This is a genomic window from Candidatus Accumulibacter sp. ACC012, assembly GCF_907163155.1.
In the GTDB taxonomy this organism is placed as follows: Bacteria; Pseudomonadota; Gammaproteobacteria; order Burkholderiales; family Rhodocyclaceae; genus Accumulibacter; species Accumulibacter delftensis.
In genome coordinates this window covers 92,537-108,028 of the sequence record NZ_CAJQUC010000014.1, presented here as the reverse complement: position 1 = coordinate 108,028, position 15,492 = coordinate 92,537, and the positions used below count along the sequence as shown (strand labels likewise).

Below are 15,492 nucleotides of genomic sequence, written 5' to 3'. Positions count from 1 at the left end.
TTGTCCGGTCTTTGGGGGTGGGCTGTAAAGCCGGCTGCGGACCTACCTCCGTCCACCAGTCAGGATTCCAATGATCTACAGCATGACCGGCTATGCCGCGGCAGCGTGCGCCGTCAAGGGCGGCGCCGTACAAATCGAGTTAAAAAGTGTCAACTCCCGCTATCTCGACTATCACTTTCGCGTTTGTGACGAGCTGCGCATTGCCGAACCCGCGCTGCGCGAGCTGATCGGCGCGCGCCTGGTGCGTGGCAAGCTCGAGTGTCGGGTCAGTTTTATCGCCACTGCCAGTGCGGCGCAGCAAGCGAGCCTGAACGCCGAATTGCTCGCCCGCCTGGGCCGGCTCGATACACAGATCCGCGCGGAGCTACCGCTGGCCGCGCCGCTGGCGGTCAGCGACGTGCTGCGCTGGCCGGGCATTTTCGGTGACGTCTCGCTCGATATCGAAGCCGTGTTGCCGGCTTGTCGGGAACTGGCCCGCGCGGCACTTGACGACTTCGTGGCCAGTCGGGCGCGTGAGGGCGAGAAGCTCGCCGCCGTGATCCTGGACAAAGTTACCTGCATGCGCGGGCTTTTGCGCGATATCGAGCCGCGCATCCCGGCGGCCCTGATCGCGTTCAACGAGAAGCTGCGGCAGCGCCTGCTCGATGCGCTCGATACGGTGAGCGACGACCGGATTCGACAGGAGGTGGCGGTCTTCGCGGCGCGCATCGATGTCGCCGAGGAACTGGCGCGCCTGGCGACCCATCTCGATGAAGTCGAGCGCGTTCTCCGGAGCGGCGGCGCCAGCGGCAAACGTCTCGATTTCCTGATGCAGGAACTGATGCGGGAAGCCAATACTTTTGGCTCCAAGTCGCTGGTTGCCGAGTTGTCGCAACTGGCGATCGAGTTCAAGCTGCTCATCGAACAGATGCGCGAGCAGGTGCAGAATCTGGAGTGATCAGCGATGCCGGGCCAGCGCGCCAAGCGCCAGCAAGGACTTTCGTGGTTGTTCTGGCGGCAAAGTTTCGCTTCAAAAGGCCGCTGAGCTGTGATAGTTTGGAGCTTCCTGTCATGGAGGAAAAGATTATGCCTATTGGATTGAGTCGTTTCACATTGAGGAAGGCAGCATCTGCCGTGTGCGCGGCATTGCTGCTTACCGCCGGTACGGTTGGCGCCACCGAGGAGGTGCCACTGGTCACTGGTACGCACTGGACGAAGTCTGCTCCGGAGGTCAAGAAGGCCTATCTGGTCGGTCTGTCCAATGCCATCCTGGTCGACGTCGCCTATCAGGCAGACAACCCCAAGGCGACCATGAGCGACTTTTCGCCGAAAGTTGCCAAGGGGATGAAGGGTCAGACACTGGACACGACGCTCGCAGCCCTTGACAACTGGTACGCGGCGCATCCCGATCAGTTGCAACGCCCGGTGGTCGAGACGATCTGGTTCGAGCTGGTCGTGCCCGGACTCAACAAAAGCAAATAACGGAGGCGAGAGATGAAAAGAACTGGATTGGCTTTGGCAACGGCGGCCGCATTGACCGTTCTCGGTTGTACCAACATGACGCCGCGCGAGCAGGGAACGGTCAGTGGAGCGGCGATTGGCGCGGCTGCGGGGGCGGGCATTGCCGCCATCTCCGGCGGTAACGGCTGGACCGGAGCGGCAATTGGCGGCGTAATTGGCGCCACGGCCGGTAACATCAAGGGCAAGAACCAACAATAGCAACGAGGCTACGGAACGACCATCGGGCCTTGCGCACCGAGCGGGCCGACTGTTGCTGGGAGTGTTGGTGGGATCGTTGCCAGAAGAGCCGCGCAAGCGGCTCTTCGTCTATTTGGTGATCGCTTCGTTGCGACCCGAAAAGCGGTCGCTCAGGCGAAATGCCGCATCGCTGACTTCGCCACGCGGGTTGTCATTGCAGTAGCGAGTGACGTGTTTCTCGACGGTTCCGCTGGACATCGCCGACACCTGCTGGCTGCGATTCACGTAGTTGTGGCCGGTAAGCACGCCGCGTATCCAGGCGACATACAGTGCGCGCTCGTCGGCGTCGGCTTTGGATTCCGTCCAGGCACGGCACGACATGTCGTCGAGGTCGAGCATCTTGACTGGAATCGTGACCGCGCCAGCGTTGCTGGCGGCCAGGGCGGCAAGCAAAAGGGCGGTGCGCTGTGTGAACTTGCATCGGGACATCGAGTGGTTCCTCGCCAAGTGGAGAACTGAAGGCTGTGATTCTCCACTGTACGGCTCGGCGAGTCCATGCCGCCGAAGCAGCAAGCGGCGCGGCGATGGCGCTCGCCTGGCGCGCGCGCGGGTACAATTGCGCTTTCGCATCACTGTAAAACCCGCGTACGCGACTCACGAATCTCCCTTCTCCCCGCTGCGGGAGAAGGGTCGGGAAAGAGGGGGGGCAGTCATGACTTTCATGATTGGAGGTCCCTCAACATGTGGTGACCATTAGCTGGCCAGGAAGAACCATGATCGGAGATCTCTACATTGTCACGGCGCCTTCAGGCGCTGGCAAAACGACCCTGGTGCGACACTTGCTTGAGAACGATCCGCGCATCCGGGTGTCGGTTTCTCATACCACGCGGGCGCCGCGAGCTGGTGAACGCGATGGTTTCGAATACCACTTCATCGGCGTCCAGGATTTTCTCGACAAGGTCGGGAGCGACGGCTTCCTCGAATGGGCACAGGTACATGGCAACTATTACGGGACATCGACCAGCGGCATCGAAGCGGCCCTGCAAGCCGGCCAGGACGTGCTCCTGGAGATCGACTGGCAGGGTGCGCAGCAGGTACGTCGCGTATTTCCGGCGGCAATCGGCGTCTTCATCCTGCCACCGTCGCTTGGCGAGCTCGAGCGTCGTCTTCGCGGGCGCGCGACCGACAGCGACGAGACGATTGCCCGGCGCGTCGCCGCGGCGCGGGAAGAGATGCGCCATGTCGACGAATTCGACTATGTTATTATCAACGACGATCTACAGCGAGCGCTGCTCGACCTATTGGCGGTGGTTCACGCCTCGCGGCTTCGCTGCCCCGTACAGCGCCGGCGCCATTCCATCCTTTTCGCAACAATGCTTTGATTCTCCTGGGAGATTTTGCATGGCACGAGTGACCGTAGACGACTGTCTGCAGCGCATACCAAATCGTTTTCAGATGACCCTGGCCGCGACCTACCGCGCCCGTCAGCTTGCTGCCGGCGCAACACCGCTGGTTGATGGTGGCCGTGACAAGCCAACGGTAATTGCCCTGCGCGAGTTGGCCGCTGGCAAGGTCGGTCTGGAAGTTCTCAACCGCGGTCAAGCCTGAACCTCGCGGACCAGTTTTCCGTGTGTCACCGTGGATCCAGTGGTCACCGCGAGCATTTCAGCTGCCCCAGCTGAGCTAGCGGTGGCTGACAAGCCCTCGGACTTCCTCCCTCCCGAGGATGATCCCGCGTACAGCGTCTTCATCGACAGCCTGAATTACCTGTCGGAGGACGAAATCAATCTGGTTCGCAAGGCCTATCTGTTTGGCGAGGAAGCGCATCGCGGACAGGTCCGCAAGTCGGGAGAGCCGTATATCACGCATCCCCTGGCGGTGGCCGGCGCCATCGCCGAGTGGAAGATCGACGTCGAGGGAGTGGTCGCTGCACTGCTGCACGACGTGATGGAGGATACGGCGGTCAGCAAGGCCGAGATCGTCGAACACTTCGGCAAACCGGTCGCTGACCTGGTCGATGGCCTGTCGAAACTCGACAAGATCGAGTTTCAGTCGCAGGAAGATGCGCAGGCCGAGAACTTCCGCAAGATGCTGATGGCCATGGCACGCGACCTGCGCGTGGTGCTGATCAAGCTGGCTGACCGCCACCACAACCTGCAGACGATGGCGGCGGTTCGCGTCGACAAGCGCCGTCGCATCGCCCGCGAGACGCTGGAAATCTATGCGCCGATTGCCGGTCGGCTGGGCCTCAGTACGCTTTTCAACGAGCTGCAGGATCTGTCGTTCCAGCTGATCTACCCGATGCGCGCGCGTGTTCTTGGGCGCGCCCTGAAAGCGGCGCGTGGCAACCGGCGCGAGTTGCTGTCGCGGATTCTCGAGGGCATCAAGGGCAAACTGAACGCTGCCGATATCGAGGCGCAGGTTTTCGGTCGCGAGAAGAGTCTCTATTCGATCTATCGCAAGATGCTCGACAAGCGCCTGTCGTTTTCTCAGGTGCTCGATGTTTACGGATTTCGCGTCGTCGTCAAGGACGTGCCTACCACCTATCTCACCCTCGGTTCGCTGCATGCGCTCTACAAGCCGGTGCCGGGGAAGTTCAAGGACTATATAGCCATCCCCAAGCCGAACGGCTATCAGTCTTTGCACACCACCTTGATCGGTCCGCACGGGACGCCGTTCGAGGTGCAGATTCGTACGGCGGCGATGGACAAAGTGGCGCAGGAAGGGATCGCTTCGCACTGGTTGTACAAGGGCAGCGACTCGCTCGGCGAAGCGCTGCAACAGAAAACGACCAAGTGGTTTCACTCTTTGCTGGAGCTGCAGAGTTCAACCGGTGATTCCTCGGAGTTCCTCGAACACGTCAAGGTCGACCTCTTCCCGCACGAGATCTACGTCTTCACCCCGAAGGGCAAGATCATCGCCTTGCCGCGCGGTGCGACGGCGGTCGACCTCGCTTACGCCGTGCACACCGATATCGGCAATCACAGCGTCATTGCCCGGGTCAACTTCAACCTGGTGCCTCTGGCCACCGAGCTTGTCAGTGGCGATAGCGTCGATATCGTTACCGCAGCCGATGCTCACCCGAGTGCCGAGTGGCTGACGCACGTCAAGACGGGTCGGGCGCGCAGCAAAATTCGCCACTACCTGAAAACGGCGCACCAGGACGAGTCCACGGCGCTGGGTGAAAAGATGCTTGGGCAGGAGTTGCGGGCGCTTGGCATCAGCGCCTCCGAGGTGCCAGTGGCGCGCTGGAGGAGTGTGCTGCGCGATTCCGGAAACCGACTGGTCAAGGAGGTCTACACCGACATTGGGCTCGGTTTCCGCCTGGCCGGCGTGGTCGCTCGCCGCCTGTTGAACAAGGAGAGCGCGTCGCTGCCTGCCGACAAGAGCAAGCCGGGCAGTTCCCTGGTCATTCGTGGCAGTGAAGGGATGGCTGTTCAGTTTGCGCCCTGCTGCCAGCCGATCCCCGGCGATCCGGTCATCGGTTCGATCTGGAAGGGCAAGGGGCTGGTGATTCATACCCATGATTGCCCTGCGATCCGCAGAGCCCGCAAGGCCAGACCGGCGAAGTGGATCGATGTCGAGTGGGCGCCGGAAGCGGGCCAACTGTTCAGTGTCCGCCTGCAGGTCGTGGTCCAGAATACCCTCGGTGCCTTGGGCAGGATTGCCACCGAGATATCCAGTTCCGGAACCAATATTCTGAATGTCCATATGGACGAAAAAGACTCCGGGCTGTACACGACCTTGCATTTTACGGTCCAGGTCGCTGATCGCACCTCACTGGCGCGCCTGATGCGCAGCCTGCGCCGCATTCCCGAAGTGGTCCGTATCGCTCGCGAGCAAGGGCTCCCGGCGGCCTGAACCTGAAAACAGCCGTTGAGCCAGCATTCCCTTTTCCCAGTGTTTCCCCTCGCTCTCGCGGAAGCGCATGCCATGCCTTCGCGCATCCCCTGTTGCGAGCGAACCTTCCGGCGGCTTGCACCTTACCCGCGCGGCTTTCTCGGCGCAGCTGCGCCGCAGCGGTTTTCGGCTTGAAAGTTGTCGTCCTCGGCGCCGGCGTTGTCGGCGTCACCAGCGCCTGGTATCTGGCCCGGGCCGGGCATCAGGTGACGGTACTGGAGCGCCAGGCGGCGGCCGGCCTGGAAACCAGCTTTGCCAATGGTGGCCAGATTTCGGTTTCGCACGCCGAGCCGTGGGCCAACCCGCATGCACCGCTGCGCGCCCTGGCCTGGATGCGCCGCGAGGACGCGCCGCTGCTGTTTCGTTTGCGCTGGGATGCGGGCCTGCTGGACTGGAGTCTGCGCTTCCTGCGCGAGTGTACTGCGCGGCGTACGCGCGCCAACATGCGCGACATCGTCGCACTGGCTTTGTACAGCCGCTGCCAGTTGCAGGCGCTGCGCGCCGAAACCTCGCTCGACTATGACCATCTCGAACGTGGCATCCTGCATATTTATACGGATCGACGCGAATTCACGGTCGCCAGTGCGGCCGCGGCAGTGATGCGTGGCTTTGGTTGCGACCGGCAAACGGTGAGCGTTGACGAGTGCCTGGCCATCGAGCCGGCGCTCGCTGCAGTGCGGCAGCGACTGGTCGGCGGCGACTACACCATCGACGATGAATCCGGCGACGCGCACCGCTTCACGCAGCAACTCGCCGCCCGCTGTGCGGCGAACGGTGTCGTTTTTCGCTACGCTGCCAAGATCGACCGCTTGCTTGCCGCGGGCGGCCGCATTGCGGGTGCCTTGGTCGGCGGCGAGTTGCACCAGGCCGACGCCTACGTCGTCGCGCTGGGCAGCTACACTCCCCTGTTGCTGCGCCCGCTTGGCCTGCGTTTGCCCATCTATCCGGCGAAAGGCTACTCGGCGACGGTTGCGCTTGGGGCACAGAGCATCGCGCCGAGTGTCAGCCTCACCGACGATGGCCACAAGATCGTGTTTTCGCGCCTTGGCCAACGCCTGCGCATTGCCGGAACCGCCGAGTTCAATGGCTACAATACCGAGCTCAACAGCGTCCGCTGCGACGCCCTGATGCGCCGGACCAGAGAGCTCTTTCCCGACTTGCGACCAGCCGCCGAGGCCGAATTCTGGTGCGGGCTGCGCCCGGCCACGCCATCCAATGTGCCGCTGATCGGACGCTCGCCAATCAGCAATCTATACCTCAACACCGGTCACGGTACGCTTGGCTGGACGATGGCCTGTGGCTCGGGCGCTGCCCTGGCCGACATTGTCAGTGGCCGCAAGCCTGAGCCGCCTTTCCGCTTCCTTTGATCCAGGCGAGGCCTGAGCATGCTGGTTGATACCCACTGCCACCTTGCCGCAGCGGTGTTCGCCGACGATCGCGATGCGGTGCTGGCGGCGGCCGCAGCCGCCAGCGTTTCGGCAATCGTCGTCCCGGCCGTCGATGTCGCCAGCTTTACCGCGGTGCACGCCTGTTGCCAGCGCTACCCCGGCTGTGTGGCGGCCTACGGCATTCATCCGCTTGCCGTCCAGCACGCCAGCGACGCCGATTTGGGGCACCTGCAGAAGTGGCTGCAGCAGCTGCCCGCCGGATCGGATCGGCCGGTCGCCATCGGCGAGATTGGCCTCGATCTGTTCATCGCCGATCCGGCGCTCGACCGCCAGGAGCACTTTTTCATTGAACAACTGAAGATCGCCCGAGCATGCGATCTTCCGGTGCTCCTGCACGTTCGCCGTGCTGTTGATCGGGTGCTCAAGCAGCTCCGCCGGATCCGCGTCAGGGGCGGCATCGCGCATGCCTTCAACGGCAGTCGCCAACAGGCGGACGAGTTCATCAAGCTAGGCTTCAAACTCGGTTTTGGCGGCGCCATGACCTACTCCGGCTCGACGCGTATTCGTCGCCTGGCCGCGTCCCTGCCGCTGCAAGCCATCGTCCTCGAAACCGACGCCCCGGACATGCCGCCGGCGTGGCTGGCGGGGGGGAGGAATGCGCCCGCCGAGTTGCCGCGGATCGCTGCCTCGTTGGCCGGCCTGCGCGACATGGGTGTCGCCGATCTGGCCGACGCGACTTCGGCCAACGCGCACGCAGTTCTGCCTCGGTTGCGTTTGATTGGCCGATCGGGTACGTTAGCGCCTGACGGCTTCGGGCTTCCGATATTTCGCAGCGAGTGAGCAGCGGGCCAATGAATAATGAATGATGAATGAGCAGGACGGGAGAGCGGTGCTTCTCTGGGCAGCGCAAGGCTATTGCGTAAGCCTCGGTCAAGCTTACCGCTCTGCCATCGCCTCTTGCTGAAAACAACCATTGCCAAGCTCTCATAATGAAAAACCAACTGGATCGACCGGCGGCTACGTGCGTGGCTGTCAAGGACAGCCTCCCTGACATACCTCACTATCTGCAAGCGCATTACTGGTGGGCCTATGTCCATCCGCGGGCGGTGCATATATTCGAGCGGCAGTGGCTGGTAAATCTGATTCTCTGGGGCAATTACAAGCGTTTGTGCAACGCCGTGCTGCACGACTACGGCCACGATTTGGGCGGCCGTACGCTGCAGATTGCCTGTGCCTACGGTGACCTGACGCCGCGGCTGGTGGACTGCGTGGCGCCGGGTGGTTCGCTCGAGATCGCCGATATCCTGCCGATCCAGCTCGAGAATCTGGCCAAGAAATTGCCGAAGGATGCGCCCGTCCAGCTGCATTGCATGGATTCGGCGGCGCTTGGTTTTGCCGACGCGAGTTTCGACCGTGCATTACTGTTCTTCCTGCTGCACGAGCAGCCGCAGGCGGTGCGCGAAAAAACGCTCGCCGAGGCGTTGCGGGTGGTGCGTCCGGGTGGCACGCTGACCATCGTCGACTACGCGCCGCTCAGCAAAATGAATCCCATGCGTTACCTCTGGAAGCCGGTCCTCGACCGGCTCGAGCCCTTTGCGCACGACCTGTTCAGTGAACAGGTCACTGCCTGGTTGCCGAAAGACAGTTCCTTCGTGAGCGTCGGCGATCAGCGTTTCTTCGGTGGTATGTATCAAATGTTGACGCTCAAGATTGTTGGCCCGCAAGCAGGCTCGGCAAGCTGACGCGTGCATAATCAGCCGGCCCTGCGCCAGGAGCGTGCTCCTGCGGGGCTTCTCGGATTGTTGGTCGCGCCTGGCAATGGCCGGCGTGAGAAAGGATGAAGCATGGAGAGTTACAAGGCAGATGTAGTGATTGTGGGCGGCGGCGGAGCCGGCCTGCGGGCCGCCATCGCTGTGGCGGAGTCTGATCCTGCCCTCAAGATCGCGCTGATCTCGAAGGTCTATCCGATGCGTAGCCATACCGTGGCCGCCGAAGGCGGCTCGGCAGGTGTGAAACTGCCCACCGATAGCCTCGAGTACCATTTCAACGACACCGTCGGCGGTGGCGACTGGTTGTGCGAGCAGGATGTGGTCGAATACTTCGTTGCCCACTGCAACGAAGAGTTGACCCAGCTCGAGCACTGGGGTTGCCCCTGGAGTCGCACCCCGGACGGGCACGTCAATGTGCGCGCCTTCGGTGGCATGAAGATCGAGCGCACCTGGTTCGCCGCCGACAAGACCGGTTTCCACATGCTGCACACGCTCTTTCAGACGTCGATCAAGTATCCGTCGATCAAACGTTTCGACGAGCATTTCTGCGTCGATCTGGTGGTCGAGGACGGTCGTGTCCAGGGGGTGGTCACCATCGAGATCGGTTCGGGCGAGATGGCGCTGGTCGAAGGAAAATCGGTGGTCATCGCCACCGGCGGCGCCGGGCGCGTCTTCCGCGAGAACACCAATGGTGGCATCGTCACCGGTGACGGCATGGCCCTGGCCTACCGCCACGGCGTGCCGCTGCGGGACATGGAGTTCGTCCAGTACCACCCGACCTGCATGCCCGGCACCGGACTGCTATTTACCGAAGCCTGCCGCGGCGAAGGCGGTTTTCTGGTGAACAAGGACGGCTATCGCTACCTGCAGGATTATGGTCTCGGCCCGGCCGAGCCTTCACCGCGCAACAAGGCCATGGAACTTGGCCCGCGCGATCGCCTCAGCCAGGCCTTCTGGTACGAGCAGCAAAAGGGGCGCACCATCGAAGGCCAGCACGGCTCGGTCGTCCATCTCGACCTGCGCCACCTCGGCGAGGCCAAGCTGCGCGAGCGCCTGCCGCAGATTTACGAGCTCGCCGAGCAGTTTCTCGGCGTCGATCCGGCGCGCGCGCCGATCCCGGTGCGACCGGCGGTGCACTACACCATGGGCGGGATCATGGTCGACGGGCTCTGTGCGTCGCCGCTGCCGGGCCTCTATGCGGCCGGTGAATGCTCCAGCGTCGGCATCCATGGTGCCAACCGTCTGGGGTCGAATTCGCTGTCCGAGCTGTGCGTTTTCGGCAAGGTCGCCGGCGAGGAAGCGGCGCGTTTCGCCAAAGCGGTGGCGCCGGGCAATTCGGCCAGTCTGCTCAAGCAGGCGCAGGCGGTTGAACAGCGACTCGTCGGGCTAAAGATGAAAACCGGCGGCAGCGAGCGCATCGCCACGCTGCGCAAGGAAATGGCGCAGACCATGGAGGACGGCTGCGGCATCTATCGCCTGGCCGAGACCATGCAGCAGACCTGCAACAAGCTCGACGAGCTCAAGGAGCGTTTCAAGGACGTCAATGTCGAGGACAAGGCGAGCGTCTGGAACACCGAGTGGCTACTGGCCATCGAACTCGAGTACCAGCTCGACGTAGCGCAGACGATGGCCTATTCGGCCCTCAATCGGCGCGAGTCGCGCGGTGCGCACCAACGTCTCGACGGTTTCGAGAAACGTGACGACGAGAACTTCCTGAAGCACTCGCAGGCGCATTATGTCGCCGGCGGAGCGCCGCGCATCGACTATGGCGCGGTCAAGATTACCAAGTCGCAGCCGGGCACGCGCGCCTACGGTGCTGCAGGCGAAAAGGCAGAGCAGGAAAGGAAGGCATCCAATGTCTGAAAATCAGAGAATCATCGAAATCGAGGTGCTGCGCTACAACCCGGAGACCGACAAGGAGCCGTCCAAGCAGGTCTTCGAGGTACCTTTTACGGACGACATGTCGGTCTTGCAGGGCGTGCAGTACATCAAGGACTATCTCGACGGCTCGCTGAGCTTCCGCTGGTCGTGCCGGATGGCGATTTGCGGCAGCTGCGGGATGATGATCAACGGCGAACCCAGCCTCTCCTGCGAGACGTTCCTGCGCGACTACTACCCGGCGCGGGTGCGTGTCGAGGCGCTGGCGCATTTCCCGATCGAGAAAGATCTGGTCATCAACATGGAGGGCTTCATCGAGAAACTCGAAAGCATCCAGCCCTACATCATCCCCAAGGAAGAGCGCACGCTGGCGCAAGGCGAGTATCTGCAGACGCCCGCGCAACTGGCGAGCTATGAGCAGTTCAGTTCGTGCATCAACTGCATGCTGTGCTACGCCGCCTGCCCGCAGTTCGGACTCAATGCAGAGTTCATCGGACCGGCCGCGATGGCCCTGCTGCACCGCTACAACATCGATTCGCGCGATGCTGGCAAGGCCGAGCGCATGGAGTTGGTCAATTCCGAAGAGGGGGTGTTCAACTGCACTGCGGTTGGCTACTGCTCCGAGGTTTGCCCGAAGCACGTCGACCCGGCCAACGCCGTCAACCAGAACAAGACCAATAGCGCGGCCGATTATTTCCTGCGCTTCCTTACTCCGAAGGGGGGTGCCAAGTGAACAAGCGTCGTCCCTATGTTCGTCCAATGGCCGGATGGTGGCGGAAAAATCCATTCTTCGTCGAGTACATGATTCACGAGGGAACCGCCCTCTTCGTGGCCGCCTATGCCCTGATCCTGCTCACCGGGCTGGTTTACCTTTCGCGCGGCGAAGCGGCCTGGAACATCTGGCTCGAAGGTCTGAAAAACCCCTGGTACATCGCTTTCCACTGGCTGACGCTGGCGGCGATGTGCTACCACACCTACACCTGGTTCAAGATCATGCCGCGGACCATGCCGCCGGTCATCGTCGGCGGAAAACGACTGCCGGATTTTGCAATTACCGGTAGCGGGCTAGCCGTCGCCGCGACCGCCAGCCTTGCCATGCTGGGCCTGGTATGGGGGATGGCACGATGAAAAAGACACTGAAACGTTCCAACGCTCCCATCTTCTGGGCGCTGTTCGGCGCTGGCGGCATGCTGTCGGCGCTGCTTGGCCCGATCCTGGTGTTTATCACCGGCCTGGCCGTTCCGCTCGGCATGCTACTGCCGGCCGACACCATGAGCTACGCGAACATGCTCGCTTTTGCCCAGAACATTATCGGCAAGGGCTTCATCTTCGCGATCATTTCGCTCTTTCTCTGGCACGCAGCCCATCGCATCTTTCACAGTCTGCACGACGTCGGTATTCACGCCGGTATCGTTGCCAAGCTGATTTTCTACGGTGGGGCCATGGTCGGGACGCTGATCACCGCCTATACCTTGCTGGCCATCGGTTTCTAGCTGTCGGGGGTGTAAAGCGTAAAGCGGGGTCGGGTACGCCGTAAAGCTGCCCGGCCCCGTGGTCATTCTGTCATGGCGAAGAGGCGTCGCCGACGTGGCAATCCAGTCCCCTCCTCTCGCCTAGGTCATGCCGCTGAGGCGGGCTTTGCGTTCGCGTTCGACGCGCGTGATGTAGCGCTGCACCATGCTCATCCTGGCTCCGGGTATGGCCACGAACTCACAGCCGACGCGAACGTAGCGTGCGCCGCCGCGGGTCGTGACGTCGAACTTGTTGCGTATACACAGATTGGCGACCAGCAGACCCTCGTCGGGAAGTGTCATCTTGCAGTCGCCGAGCACCATGCCGCTCGGCAGCAGGGCCGCCAGACTGGGCGTGGCCATCAGTCCGACACCGCCACCGCTGATGTCCAGCAAGGACGCTTCGGCGATCAGCGTGCTACCGTCCATGCGCTTGATCGTGGTGACGAACTTGACCGGTTTGGCGATCGGTGTCGACAGGCGGAAATACTCGCGACGCTGCAAGCGCAGCACTTTGTCGGGAAGCGCCGCGCGAAAAGCCGGGCGACCATCGCAAAGCGTCTCGGCAAGCTGGGTCAGGGTAAACTGCACCTTGACCTTGTCCACCATCGCGCTCAGGACGAGCTGGCTGGCCTGCAGCGCCTGGCGATTGACCGCGTCGTCGCGACCACAGTCGAGGACCAGTTCGCCGTTGCCCGCGTCGATCTCCAGCAGCGAGGTCAACAGGAAGTCCCTACCATGATCGAGATAGGCGCTGACCAGCGCTCGTCGTTGAATCAGCGAACGCAATACCGCCACAATTTCGGCTTTCGAGTGCAACAGATACTCGCTGTAATCCTCGGCCTGTTCGATTTCGAGGCTGCGGGTTTCCTCTTTCCGTCTCGGCTCAAGGTCCGTATTTTCCATCTGCCTTCCTGCAAACGCCTGGAGCGGGAAGTTTAATGCAAAAGCGGGGTCGGGGTAAGCGAGCGTGGCGGCTTGCGGCGCAATTGTGAGCCTGCGTCGGCCCGTGCTCGGCTCCCCTCCACCCTGGTGGGGGAGGGGTTGGGGGAGAGGGGGGCTTTACTGCTTCTCTGTGCGCGCTTCCCCCCTCTCCCCAACCCCGCGAGGGGATAGGGGCTATGGGCGGTGGCCGCCACGTCAGGGTTTGGCGGGAACTTCGGCAGGGGCTGCAAAGAGCGGTGGCGGGGTGGGCGTGGCGCCGTTTTCCAGTTGATACAGCCAGGCCAGCAACTCGGCGACAGCCAGGTAGAGCTGTGGGGGGATGTGCTGGTCGAGGTCGACCTGCATCAGCAGCGAGACCAGCTCGGCCGATTCGTGTACGTAAACGCCGTGTTCGTGGGCGCGGGCGATGATCTGCTCGGCGAGCAGGCCGCGTCCCTTGGCGACGACGCGGGGCGCCGCGTCGGTCTGGCTGTAGGTCAGCGCGACGGCGTTTTTGAGGGAATTATCCGGCGCTTTGGCCATGCTCCTCGCCTGCACGTGGTGCCGTGACGCCAAGCGAGGCGAGGTCGAGTCCGGCTTTTTCCAGCTGGCTGCGCAGGCCGGCCGTTTCGCTGCTCAACAGCTGCCGCGTTGCGGCGTCATTGGCGACGACGCTGAGCGTGATCTGCTGCCCCTGGATGTGCAGCCGGGCATCGACTTCACCCAGCCGGGGCAGGAACAGACGCAGTCGCGTCTGCCAACTCTCGCTGCTCGCCTCGCCTTCGCCATCGCTGTGCCGGCTGTGGTTGGCGTTGTCGATATCCCAGAGAACCTGCTGGCCGGGCCAGACCTGTCCCTGCCAGGAAAAATTCTGCGTCGCGAAAGCTTCGAGTTGCTGCTGGACGATGGCCTGCAGCTGCGGTGCGACCGCTGGCGGCGCTGGCGAGGAGGCGGCTGGCTGGCTGCTGAGGTTTGCCTGGCTGGCCGCCGTGGCGCCTCGGTTTGCGGCTTCGTTCGAGGCCGGCGGTGCTTGCGGCCTTGCGGCGGCTGCCGGCTCGCCGCTGTTGCGCGCCGCGGCGTTCTCACTGCCCGCCGCTGTCATCAGCCCTTGTTGGGCACTCGCGCCCTGCTGGGCAGGCGTCGTTGTCGGCGGCAACCTGCCTTGCGGTTCCTGCAGCAGCTGCGCCTTGCTGTAACGCCCTTCGACCCATTCCGCCTGATGCGCTTCGTAGAACATGCCACTCTGCACAATGGCCTGTTTGAGCAGCGGCAGGAGATCGGTGCCGCTATTCGGCGGGCTGGCAGCAATCGCCTGTTTGCCGTTCAGCGGCAGTGCTACGGCGGCGCCGCCCTTGCCGTCACGCGCACCGGCCAGCAGCGTGCCGATCAGTTGCCCGGTGCGGCTCAACTGCGTGGCGGTCGATTCGTTCCCCGCCCTCCCTCCCTCCGCCGAGCCGCGGGCAACGACGGCCAGGGTCAGCTTGCCATTGCTCTCGGAGACTTCCAGCTCGATGGTGTCGCCGCTCTTGGCGGCAAAGGGCAGTGCCAGGGTGACGCTGCGCTGGTTGATCAGCGCGCGGTAGGTGCCGTTCGGCAGCAGGGCCTGCACTTCGGCCAGCAGGCGTTGGCCAGCGGCCAGCCCCGGTAACTTGTCGGTGATTTCCTGCGCTGGCGGCGTCGGCCGCAGGGCGAGGTCGGCGCTCGGCTGAACGCGGGTGCTGATTTCTGGGACGATCATTCGGCGGCGGGTGCTGCCGCGCGCAGTAGTACGCGCAGTTCATCCATGCGCCTCGCCAGGCGCGGTTGAATCAAGGTGTCACAGCGCAGGCTGCTTTCGATCAGCGCGCGGGCGCGCTGCTGTTCTTCTGCCGGCAGTTCGGCGCTCAGTGCGTCGGGCAGGCTGTCGGCCAGCGCGCGCCGATCTGCCTCGTGCCTGGCGAGGGCTTGCCAGTCCCTGCTTTCTGCGGCGCCAAGCATCGCCTCGGAGTAGGCCAGCAGCTGCTCCAGCGCGCTCAGCCCGGCACTCATGCCACGGCTGCTTTCTGCGGCGTCGCACTCGGCGAAATCGCGCGCCAGGCGCCGTGAATCTCCTCGAGCAGGGCGGCAACTTCCTCCAGCGCCGGCAGGTCGTTGTCGAGGTTGGCGTGCAGCAGGCGCAGGACCAGGTAGTCGTACAGCGCGTCGAGGCGCTCGGCGATCTCGCCGCCCTTTTCGAGGTCGAGGCTCACCTTGAGACCGTTGCCGATGATGTCGATCGCTTTCGAAATGGCTTCGCCCTTGGCCGCCGTGCGCTTGTCCTGCATCGCCGCGCGCGCGTTGCCGACCGCCGCCTGCGCCCCTGCGAAGAGCAGCAGGATCAGGCGGTGCGGGTCGGCGACCTCGATGGCGGCGTCGACGCCGACCTTCTGATAGGCGGAAATCGCGTGTCTTGCATTGCCGAACATC

19 protein-coding genes are annotated in these 15,492 nt (G+C 63.1%); 13 read left to right on the top strand and 6 right to left on the bottom strand.

Features of this window, described 5'->3' with window-relative positions:
• The first annotated feature begins 70 nt into the window (after window positions 1-70).
• Genes QZ648_RS14685 through QZ648_RS14675 form a run of 3 tightly spaced genes read left to right on the top strand, consistent with a single transcriptional unit; the run spans window position 71 to window position 1,698 of the window.
• Window positions 71-937 (top strand): YicC/YloC family endoribonuclease, encoded by an 867-nt coding sequence (locus QZ648_RS14685; RefSeq protein ID WP_291997489.1) that lies wholly within the window; start codon window positions 71-73, stop codon window positions 935-937.
• Entirely contained in the window at window positions 934-1,461 is a 528-nt protein-coding gene (locus QZ648_RS14680) for a hypothetical protein (RefSeq protein ID WP_291997488.1), read from the top strand. The genes QZ648_RS14685 and QZ648_RS14680 overlap by 4 nt, the downstream gene beginning before the upstream one ends.
• A gap of 12 nt (window positions 1,462-1,473) precedes the next feature.
• Complete coding sequence (locus tag QZ648_RS14675; protein ID WP_291997487.1) at window positions 1,474-1,698, top strand: YMGG-like glycine zipper-containing protein; 225 nt, start codon at window positions 1,474-1,476, stop codon at window positions 1,696-1,698.
• 108 nt (window positions 1,699-1,806) lie between these two features.
• On the opposite strand, the gene QZ648_RS14670 is transcribed toward QZ648_RS14675, so the two are convergent.
• A complete protein-coding gene (locus tag QZ648_RS14670) occupies window positions 1,807-2,166 on the bottom strand; it encodes an HdeA/HdeB family chaperone (RefSeq protein ID WP_169066348.1) in 360 nt (119 codons plus the stop codon).
• A gap of 284 nt (window positions 2,167-2,450) precedes the next feature.
• Between QZ648_RS14670 and gmk the strand changes: the two genes are divergently transcribed.
• From gmk to frdD, 10 genes are all read left to right on the top strand, one after another.
• Complete coding sequence (gene gmk, locus QZ648_RS14665) at window positions 2,451-3,059, top strand: guanylate kinase (RefSeq protein WP_291997486.1); 609 nt, start codon at window positions 2,451-2,453, stop codon at window positions 3,057-3,059.
• Between the two features lie 19 nt (window positions 3,060-3,078).
• Window positions 3,079-3,285 (top strand): DNA-directed RNA polymerase subunit omega, encoded by a 207-nt coding sequence (gene rpoZ / locus QZ648_RS14660; protein ID WP_169066350.1) that lies wholly within the window; start codon window positions 3,079-3,081, stop codon window positions 3,283-3,285.
• An 81-nt stretch (window positions 3,286-3,366) separates the two neighbouring features.
• A complete protein-coding gene (locus tag QZ648_RS14655; RefSeq protein ID WP_291997485.1) occupies window positions 3,367-5,538 on the top strand; it encodes a bifunctional (p)ppGpp synthetase/guanosine-3',5'-bis(diphosphate) 3'-pyrophosphohydrolase in 2,172 nt (723 codons plus the stop codon).
• A gap of 170 nt (window positions 5,539-5,708) precedes the next feature.
• Window positions 5,709-6,944 carry a D-amino acid dehydrogenase gene (locus QZ648_RS14650; protein ID WP_291997484.1) on the top strand — a complete coding sequence of 412 codons (1,236 nt, stop codon included), beginning with the start codon at window positions 5,709-5,711 and terminating at the stop codon, window positions 6,942-6,944.
• Between the two features lie 18 nt (window positions 6,945-6,962).
• Window positions 6,963-7,805 carry a TatD family hydrolase gene (locus QZ648_RS14645; RefSeq protein WP_291997483.1) on the top strand — a complete coding sequence of 281 codons (843 nt, stop codon included), beginning with the start codon at window positions 6,963-6,965 and terminating at the stop codon, window positions 7,803-7,805.
• Window positions 7,806-7,954: 149 nt separating this feature from the next.
• On the top strand, window positions 7,955-8,707 hold the full coding sequence (gene rquA / locus QZ648_RS14640; protein WP_291997482.1) for a rhodoquinone biosynthesis methyltransferase RquA: 753 nt from the start codon (window positions 7,955-7,957) through the stop codon (window positions 8,705-8,707).
• A gap of 102 nt (window positions 8,708-8,809) precedes the next feature.
• Window positions 8,810-10,597, top strand: a complete 1,788-nt coding sequence (gene frdA / locus QZ648_RS14635; protein ID WP_291997481.1) for a fumarate reductase (quinol) flavoprotein subunit — start codon at window positions 8,810-8,812, stop codon at window positions 10,595-10,597.
• Window positions 10,590-11,345: a succinate dehydrogenase/fumarate reductase iron-sulfur subunit gene (locus tag QZ648_RS14630; RefSeq protein ID WP_169066352.1), complete on the top strand. Its 756-nt coding sequence runs from the start codon at window positions 10,590-10,592 to the stop codon at window positions 11,343-11,345. The genes frdA and QZ648_RS14630 overlap by 8 nt, the downstream gene beginning before the upstream one ends.
• A complete protein-coding gene (locus tag QZ648_RS14625; RefSeq protein WP_169066353.1) occupies window positions 11,342-11,740 on the top strand; it encodes a fumarate reductase subunit C in 399 nt (132 codons plus the stop codon). The genes QZ648_RS14630 and QZ648_RS14625 overlap by 4 nt, the downstream gene beginning before the upstream one ends.
• Window positions 11,737-12,105, top strand: coding sequence for a fumarate reductase subunit FrdD (gene frdD, locus QZ648_RS14620; protein ID WP_211203698.1), 369 nt, complete (start codon window positions 11,737-11,739; stop codon window positions 12,103-12,105). The genes QZ648_RS14625 and frdD overlap by 4 nt, the downstream gene beginning before the upstream one ends.
• Before the next feature lie 120 nt (window positions 12,106-12,225).
• Here the strand turns inward: frdD and QZ648_RS14615 are convergent, their stop codons facing one another.
• From QZ648_RS14615 to fliS, 5 genes are all read right to left on the bottom strand, one after another.
• The gene (locus tag QZ648_RS14615; RefSeq protein ID WP_169066354.1) at window positions 12,226-13,029 is read right to left on the bottom strand and encodes a flagellar brake protein; all 804 of its coding nucleotides are present in this window, start codon (window positions 13,027-13,029) and stop codon (window positions 12,226-12,228) included.
• A gap of 234 nt (window positions 13,030-13,263) precedes the next feature.
• A complete protein-coding gene (locus tag QZ648_RS14610) occupies window positions 13,264-13,590 on the bottom strand; it encodes an EscU/YscU/HrcU family type III secretion system export apparatus switch protein (RefSeq protein ID WP_169066355.1) in 327 nt (108 codons plus the stop codon).
• Complete coding sequence (locus tag QZ648_RS14605) at window positions 13,571-14,785, bottom strand: flagellar hook-length control protein FliK (RefSeq protein ID WP_291997480.1); 1,215 nt, start codon at window positions 14,783-14,785, stop codon at window positions 13,571-13,573. The genes QZ648_RS14610 and QZ648_RS14605 overlap by 20 nt, the downstream gene beginning before the upstream one ends.
• On the bottom strand, window positions 14,782-15,075 hold the full coding sequence (locus QZ648_RS14600; RefSeq protein ID WP_169066358.1) for a flagellar protein FliT: 294 nt from the start codon (window positions 15,073-15,075) through the stop codon (window positions 14,782-14,784). The genes QZ648_RS14605 and QZ648_RS14600 overlap by 4 nt, the downstream gene beginning before the upstream one ends.
• A complete protein-coding gene (gene fliS / locus QZ648_RS14595; RefSeq protein WP_169066359.1) occupies window positions 15,072-15,491 on the bottom strand; it encodes a flagellar export chaperone FliS in 420 nt (139 codons plus the stop codon). The genes QZ648_RS14600 and fliS overlap by 4 nt, the downstream gene beginning before the upstream one ends.
• Between the last annotated feature and the right edge of the window lies 1 nt (window position 15,492).

Bases quoted from the DNA above. Each gene is read 5' to 3' on its own strand.
- QZ648_RS14685 (WP_291997489.1), top strand. From the start codon at position 71: ATGATCTACAGCATGACCGGCTATGCCGCGGCAGCGTGCGCCGTCAAG.
- QZ648_RS14675 (WP_291997487.1), top strand. From the start codon at position 1,474: ATGAAAAGAACTGGATTGGCTTTGGCAACGGCGGCCGCATTGACCGTT.
- QZ648_RS14670 (WP_169066348.1), bottom strand. From the start codon at position 2,166: ATGTCCCGATGCAAGTTCACACAGCGCACCGCCCTTTTGCTTGCCGCC.
- gmk (WP_291997486.1), top strand. From the start codon at position 2,451: ATGATCGGAGATCTCTACATTGTCACGGCGCCTTCAGGCGCTGGCAAA.
- rpoZ (WP_169066350.1), top strand. From the start codon at position 3,079: ATGGCACGAGTGACCGTAGACGACTGTCTGCAGCGCATACCAAATCGT.
- QZ648_RS14645 (WP_291997483.1), top strand. From the start codon at position 6,963: ATGCTGGTTGATACCCACTGCCACCTTGCCGCAGCGGTGTTCGCCGAC.
- rquA (WP_291997482.1), top strand. From the start codon at position 7,955: ATGAAAAACCAACTGGATCGACCGGCGGCTACGTGCGTGGCTGTCAAG.
- frdA (WP_291997481.1), top strand. From the start codon at position 8,810: ATGGAGAGTTACAAGGCAGATGTAGTGATTGTGGGCGGCGGCGGAGCC.
- QZ648_RS14630 (WP_169066352.1), top strand. From the start codon at position 10,590: ATGTCTGAAAATCAGAGAATCATCGAAATCGAGGTGCTGCGCTACAAC.
- frdD (WP_211203698.1), top strand. From the start codon at position 11,737: ATGAAAAAGACACTGAAACGTTCCAACGCTCCCATCTTCTGGGCGCTG.
- QZ648_RS14615 (WP_169066354.1), bottom strand. From the start codon at position 13,029: ATGGAAAATACGGACCTTGAGCCGAGACGGAAAGAGGAAACCCGCAGC.
- QZ648_RS14610 (WP_169066355.1), bottom strand. From the start codon at position 13,590: ATGGCCAAAGCGCCGGATAATTCCCTCAAAAACGCCGTCGCGCTGACC.
- QZ648_RS14605 (WP_291997480.1), bottom strand. From the start codon at position 14,785: ATGATCGTCCCAGAAATCAGCACCCGCGTTCAGCCGAGCGCCGACCTC.
- QZ648_RS14600 (WP_169066358.1), bottom strand. From the start codon at position 15,075: ATGAGTGCCGGGCTGAGCGCGCTGGAGCAGCTGCTGGCCTACTCCGAG.
- fliS (WP_169066359.1), bottom strand. From the start codon at position 15,491: ATGTTCGGCAATGCAAGACACGCGATTTCCGCCTATCAGAAGGTCGGC.